This is a genomic window from Paracidovorax sp. MALMAid1276, from assembly GCF_049198005.1.
GTDB lineage: Bacteria > Pseudomonadota > Gammaproteobacteria > Burkholderiales > Burkholderiaceae_C > Acidovorax.
The window spans coordinates 1-5,995 of record NZ_JBMIRS010000098.1 but is presented as its reverse complement, the minus strand read 5'-3'; the positions used below and the strand labels follow the sequence as shown (position 1 = coordinate 5,995).

Below are 5,995 nucleotides of genomic sequence, written 5' to 3'. Positions count from 1 at the left end.
CGGACGCCGAACTTAGGCTCATCGCCAGGGCCGCAATCATTGGCGACAGCAGCCATCCGGTGAAGGGATACAGCAGCCCTGCAGCAATCGGTATGCCCAGCGCGTTGTAGAGGAAGGCAAACAGCAGGTTCTGCTTCATGTTCCCCACCGTTGCCTCCGACAATTCCCGAGCAGTGGAAATCCCTCGCAGATCGCCCTTGACCAAGGTGACCTGTGCGCTGTTCATCGCCACATCGGTACCAGTACCCATCGCGATCCCCACGTCTGCCTTGGCAAGGGCGGGCGCGTCGTTGATCCCGTCTCCCGCCATGGCAACGACGCGGCCTTCGGCCTGCAGCCGTGACACCAGAGCCAGCTTGTCGGCAGGCTTGACCTCGCCATGGACCTCATCAATCCCCAGCTTTGCCCCCACCGCCTTGGCAGTGGTCATGCCGTCACCCGTGGCCATGACGATGCGCAGTCCCGCAGCATGCAGATTCGCAAGGGCCTCCGGCGTGCTCGCCTTGACGGCATCCGAGACCGCCAGTAGGCCTTGCAGTTGCCCATCGGCTGCTAAGTACATGACGCTCGCACCTGTGGCGCGCAAGGACTCTGCCTGCGCAAGCAGCGGATTTGCCGAAACGCCCACCTGCTCCATGAGGACCGTGTTTCCCAAGGCGAGCTGGCGTCCAGCGACCTGTCCGCGCACACCGATACCCGACCCGGACTCGAAGTCCTCGGGTTTGTCCAGGGCCAGCCCTTTGGCGCGGGCCGCCTCGACAATGGCATCGGCCAGCGGATGCTCGCTGCCCTGGTCCAGGCTGGCCGCCAGGCGAAGAACCTCGTCCTCGGACAAACCGGGCATGGCCACCACGCGCTCGAACGAGGGCTTGCCTTCGGTGAGCGTTCCCGTCTTGTCCACGATCAGCGTGTCCACTTTGCGTAGGTTTTCGATGGCAGCGGCGTCCCGGAACAGCACGCCGCTGGTCGCGCCCCGGCCCGTGGCCACCATGATGGACATGGGGGTTGCCAATCCCAACGCGCAGGGACACGCGATGATCAGCACGGCCACGGCATTGACCAGGCCATAGACCCAACGTGGCTCCGGGCCGAACAGGCCCCACGCGAACAGCGTGAGCAACGCGATGCCCACCACGGCCATGACAAAGTACCCCGCCACCTGGTCCGCCATGCGCTGCATGGGGGCCCGTGAGCGCTGCGCCTGGGCCACCATTTGAACGATCTGCGACAGCATGGTGGCCGAGCCCACCCGCTCGGACCGGATCACCAGAGCGCCGTTGGTATTGAGCGTGGCTCCGATGACGGCGTCCCCAGGTCCTTTGACGATGGGCACAGGCTCGCCAGTGAGCATGGCTTCGTCCACCGCGCTGCTCCCCTCGACCACCACGCCATCCACCGGCACCTTCTCACCGGGACGTACGCGCAAGAGGTCTCCCACATGGACATGGGACAACGGGACATCACTCTCCTGACCGTTGGCGTCGATACGCCGTGCGGTCTTGGGGGCCAGGCCCAGCAGCGATTTGATGGCGGCCGAGGTCTGCGAGCGTGCCTTCAGCTCCAGCATCTGGCCGAGCAGCGTAAGCGAGATGATGACGGCTGCTGCTTCGAAGTAAACCGCCACGCGGCCCATGGCCTGGAACGAGGCCGGAAATACCCCAGGCGCCACGGTGGCGACCACGCTGTAGACAAATGCGGCACCCGTGCCCAGACCGATCAGCGTCCACATGTTGGGACTGCGGTTCGCGATGGATTGGGCACCACGCACAAAGAAGGGCCAGCCAGCCCACAGCACGATGGGAACCGTCAGCACGAGCTCAATCCAGCTCTGTGTGGCCATTTCGAACCACTGCAGCCGGTGTCCCACCATGGCCAGGATGGTGACCACCACGGTCAGTGGCAGCGTCCACCAGAAGCGATGCCGGAAATCCACAAGTTCCGCGTTTTCTCCCTCATCCAGCGTGGGGAGCATGGGTTCCAGTGTCATGCCGCATTTAGGGCAGTTTCCGGGATGGTCCTGCTGCACCTCTGGGTGCATGGGGCAGGTGTAGACGGCGCCTGGCTGAGTGGCCTCAGGCTCGGTTCCAGACATGCCTTGAGCGCCCGGTGCGTACTTCTGTGGCGCCTCGACAAAGCGCCCCTGGCACTTGGCGCTGCAAAAGTAGTAGTTGTGGCCTTCGTGGAGAGCGGTGTATTGGGACTCGGTCGTCACTGGCATGCCGCAGACGGGATCCTTCAACGCCGCCTTGGACCGAGGTTCGTGTCCTTCATGGCCGTCATGAGGCTGATGCCCGTGATGAGCATGTTCGTGGGGCGCTGCTGTAGCCATGGTTGCAATTCCTGAAGGTGAGTGTCGTGTGGCGCCGGATTAGTTGCGACCGGATCCGCCGCCATGCGAACCGTGGCCCCCATGTCCATGGAAGAGGTGCATTAGTGGGCAGGCCAGCAAGAGTAGGTAAGGCCAATAGCCAGCGATGTGCGACCAGTGTTCTCTGAGCAGAAAGAAAGCACCAATCAGTCCAAGCATGATCACTGCGCCGATCAACTTTTTGCGGCTTCCAGCCGGATTTGTAGCGTTCGAATGCTCTGTGGTGTGGTCGTGGTTCATGGTGTTCTCCAACAAAAGTCATCAGTGGTAGACCTTGTGGGAACGATAAGGCTTAACACGGTGGGAGTGTCAAGCAGGAACATCCGCCGCCCTTGATCTCAATCAAGGGCCCGCACTGCAACAAGCATCTGACCGCACAGCCCTGGATTTCGACGATCCAAAAACCCAGGGCTGCGAAATCGGTCCCCCAGGACTACTTGGCGGGAGCGGCAGGGGTCTTGCCACTGCGGGCCAGAAATGCATCCAGTTCAGCGATTTCCTTTTTCTGCGCTGCAACGATGTCCTTGGCCATCTTGAGCATTTTGGGATCCTTGCCATCCCGCAACTGGGCCTGGGCCATGTCAATCGCACCCTGGTGGTGGACCCGCATCATCTGGGCAAAGTCCACATCAGGGTTGCCCGACATGGCACAGACGCCATCTTGTCGTTGTTCTCTTTCATCATGGCCTTCATGTCCATCTTGCCCTGAGGCATCGATTGATCCATGCCGGCTCCCTTCATGCCGGAATGGGGTGCGGTCTGGGCCTGAACAGACAGGGGCGACAACAAGCTGCAAGCAACGAAAGCGGCAGCGGTGAGCGAGTGGGAAGCGGGGAACTTCTTCATGGTGTTCTCCAAGTGTTGAGCAACGTGATCAAGCGGCACGCGCCATGGCGTCGCACTCCTGGGCGCACTTGAGACAAGCCTGAGCACAGGACTTGCAGTGGTCAGCTTCATGCTTGGCGCACTCCTCGGCGCAGGCCTTACAGATTTGCGCACACAGCGCGCAGATGGCAGCCGCGTGCTCGCTGTTGCGCGCCATGGCGTCAGCCGCAAAGCCGCAGATCGCCGCGCAGTCAGCGTCCAGTGCGATGCAGCGCGCCATCATCTTCACATCCTCCTCCTGAAGGCACGCGGCGAAGCACTGGTTGCACGCCGTCGCGCACGCCTGGCAGGCCTCGATGCACGACATGAAGCGGTTTTTGGTATGGTTCATTGGGTTCTCCTGAGGGTAGGTTCAAGGGCTTTATGGATCAACTTGAATCCGCGCGATTGACTGCGCGGTGCAAGGATCTTCCGCCGCTCAAGGCAGGTCGCGCTGTAGGTTGTCACCGACGATTGCCCTCGCAAACGAGTCATTTGCGCCGCATTGCCCTCGAACATTACGCAGAGATATCAGAGTCGTAATCACGGCGTCACATTGCGGCGAAATTCTCGTGTCCAACGTTCAATGCCATGGACGTGCCTCGCAAAAAAAAGTGCAGGCAGGGCATTGATCGGCGCTGCGCTCTCAGCGACATGGTGATGGCGCTCACACAGCGCTTCAATAGCAGCGCTCCGCTAGTACATCGGAGCTTCAGCCGCCTTGCTGCTTCGCTCCGGTGACCCACGGATCTCTCCTGTCAAAAGCGTAATCCGTCCGTCACCTCTAAGTCGGCGTGCGGTTTCTAGACTTCTTTCCGTGGCGCACAAAACGCCACCTGGATGGACCATACCGGGCATCCGGCGTCACAGGAGACCATCATGAAAGTTCGTACCGCAATCCTCGTCGCCAGCCTTGCTGCATCCGCTACAGCGTCGTTTGCGACATCCGTTTATCACGCAAGCCCTAGCCAGGAAGAAGGCGTCAGCCTGGCCGCAGACCATTTAGGCAACGCAGTCAGTCGCCAAGCGGTTGAAAACACCGTACTGGCCGCTCAGAAGGACGGTTCGCTGTACTGGATCAGCCGTGACTATCCAGCCACTTATCCGCTCGTTCCGGGCCCCAAGCTGACCAAGACCCGCCAGCAAGTTCTGGATGAGCTGCAAACCGCCAAGCGCAATCCCGTCACCAGTGAAGGCCTGCGTGACATCGGCGGCGAGGCAGGTTGGGTCAACGCCCGCCAACTGCCCTGAACCCTCTCAACGATCACCGGCACCCGCGTTCGCTCTAAAACCGGCCTGCGGTTGCACTTCAACCATCACCATTAATCCAAAAAGGAAACCCCATCATGAAACTCAAGTCCACGCTCATCATCCTTTCCCTCATCGCAGCTCCCGCGTTCGCATCAGACCAAACGGTCAGCAAGACGCGCGAACAAGTGCTGGCTGAATTGGCGCAGGCTCAGCAAAACGGCGAGATGCTTGCTCCTGGCGACTCGGGGATGACTCTCAAGCAAATCAACCCCGGAGCCTATCGCTCGACTACTTCGACTCAGGCTAGCAAATCCCGCGAGCAAGTGCGGGAAGAATTGGAGCAGGCTATCCGTACGGGTGACATCATGGTGGCCGGTGAATTCGGAGTCAAACGCAATGAGTTGATGTCTGGTCGCTATCCGATCGTGGCAGGCAAGTCGTTGAAGACGCGGGAACAAGTCAAGAGTGAGTTGGCACGAGCCATCCGCGAAGGAGAAATCATCGCTGTGGGCGAAGACGGCCGCAAGCTCAATGAAATCTATCCTGACCGCTACCACGCAGCGCACCATGCAGGCGTGGCCGCCACCTCGGACGAATCCACCAAGGCCCCTCGGTTCTAAACGGGTTCTCCGGGCGGTCGGCGGCTGATCTGGAGGGGGTCTTTCGAAACAGGGCCTCCTCCAATTGGCTCGCCATGCATGTCTGCGGCGCTAGCAGCAAGTGCGTGCGACATCTACTTTTGCATTGCTCTGGCCTCCGAGCATCAGACTTGCATGTTCATCACATCGGTGTAGGCCTGGACAATGCGGTTGCGGCTCTGAAGAGTGGCCTGAAACGCGATGTTCGACTTGACTCCAGCGAGCATCGTTTCTTCAAGACTGACCGTGGGATTGCCGAATGTGACCTCGCGGCTTAGGCGACCAGACTCACTCTGCAACTGGCTTGTGGTTGAAAGCGCCTGCTTCATCGCGTCCAGAAAACCGCCTCCCTGGATGCTCGGTGCTTTGGGCACAGAGTTTCCCAGCGAACTGACAGGCAATAGTGCATCCAATGGCTTTGTCGTGACGTTCATGCCGAGGCTTTCTGGGGCGAAGAGTTTGCGAAGTTCTGCCTCGAAATCTGTACCGAGGCAACGCCCAATCGTAGAGATTGGAGTTCGATCTGTAGCTTTCGCAACGCAAGGCGCCACCCGTCAATCCCGCCGTTCGGGATAACAGAAACTTCATCTTGCCGACATCGCCGTGGGTCGCCGCATCCCTGGGGCCCAAAGAGCCGAGCGCAGCGAAGCGCGCCGCACGAAATAGCCGTGGCTCACAGCCGCTGCGAAATCTCCAGCAGTGGCTTGATGCTGGACCCAAAGCGGCTCATGGAGGCATGGTTCTGCTCCAGTTGGCTGTAGGGCAAATACCGGATTCCCAGCTCTGACACCCTGGAGAAGGCGGGCCTTTGAAGTTGCTCAGCGACCTTGTCTCTGCGATTGTCTGGAGCCACCAGAAACAGGGCGCAGTTGCC

General features: G+C 60.3%; 8 protein-coding genes and 1 pseudogene. 2 read left to right on the top strand and 7 right to left on the bottom strand.

Features of this window, described 5'->3' with window-relative positions; genetic code table 11:
• The 5 genes from ACOQFS_RS06775 to ACOQFS_RS06755 form a co-directional block, all read right to left on the bottom strand.
• Positions 1–2,218, bottom strand: a 2,218-nt coding sequence (locus tag ACOQFS_RS06775; RefSeq protein ID WP_421562138.1) for a heavy metal translocating P-type ATPase, incomplete at its 3' end; no start/stop codon positions are given.
• A 150-nt stretch (positions 2,219–2,368) separates the two neighbouring features.
• On the bottom strand, positions 2,369–2,608 hold the full coding sequence (locus ACOQFS_RS06770) for a DUF2933 domain-containing protein (protein ID WP_421562137.1): 240 nt from the start codon (positions 2,606–2,608) through the stop codon (positions 2,369–2,371).
• Positions 2,609–2,801: 193 nt separating this feature from the next.
• Positions 2,802–2,948 carry a DUF305 domain-containing protein gene (locus tag ACOQFS_RS06765; RefSeq protein ID WP_421562136.1) on the bottom strand — a complete coding sequence of 49 codons (147 nt, stop codon included), beginning with the start codon at positions 2,946–2,948 and terminating at the stop codon, positions 2,802–2,804.
• Between the two features lie 29 nt (positions 2,949–2,977).
• Entirely contained in the window at positions 2,978–3,214 is a 237-nt protein-coding gene (locus tag ACOQFS_RS06760) for a hypothetical protein (RefSeq protein ID WP_421562135.1), read from the bottom strand.
• 28 nt (positions 3,215–3,242) lie between these two features.
• On the bottom strand, positions 3,243–3,584 hold the full coding sequence (locus ACOQFS_RS06755) for a four-helix bundle copper-binding protein (RefSeq protein ID WP_056419612.1): 342 nt from the start codon (positions 3,582–3,584) through the stop codon (positions 3,243–3,245).
• A gap of 527 nt (positions 3,585–4,111) precedes the next feature.
• On the opposite strand from ACOQFS_RS06755, the gene ACOQFS_RS06750 reads away from it, so the two are divergent.
• Together ACOQFS_RS06750 and ACOQFS_RS06745 are read left to right on the top strand one after the other, a co-directional pair.
• Positions 4,112–4,483 carry a hypothetical protein gene (locus ACOQFS_RS06750; protein ID WP_421562134.1) on the top strand — a complete coding sequence of 124 codons (372 nt, stop codon included), beginning with the start codon at positions 4,112–4,114 and terminating at the stop codon, positions 4,481–4,483.
• A gap of 95 nt (positions 4,484–4,578) precedes the next feature.
• The gene (locus ACOQFS_RS06745) at positions 4,579–5,103 is read left to right on the top strand and encodes a DUF4148 domain-containing protein (RefSeq protein ID WP_421562133.1); all 525 of its coding nucleotides are present in this window, start codon (positions 4,579–4,581) and stop codon (positions 5,101–5,103) included.
• Positions 5,104–5,246: 143 nt separating this feature from the next.
• Here ACOQFS_RS06745 and fliE read toward each other — a convergent pair whose 3' ends face one another.
• Positions 5,247–5,555 (bottom strand): flagellar hook-basal body complex protein FliE, encoded by a 309-nt coding sequence (fliE, locus tag ACOQFS_RS06740; protein ID WP_015012923.1) that lies wholly within the window; start codon positions 5,553–5,555, stop codon positions 5,247–5,249.
• Between the two features lie 239 nt (positions 5,556–5,794).
• Positions 5,795–5,995 (bottom strand): annotated as a pseudogene (locus ACOQFS_RS06735) (type II restriction endonuclease); the annotation flags it as partial.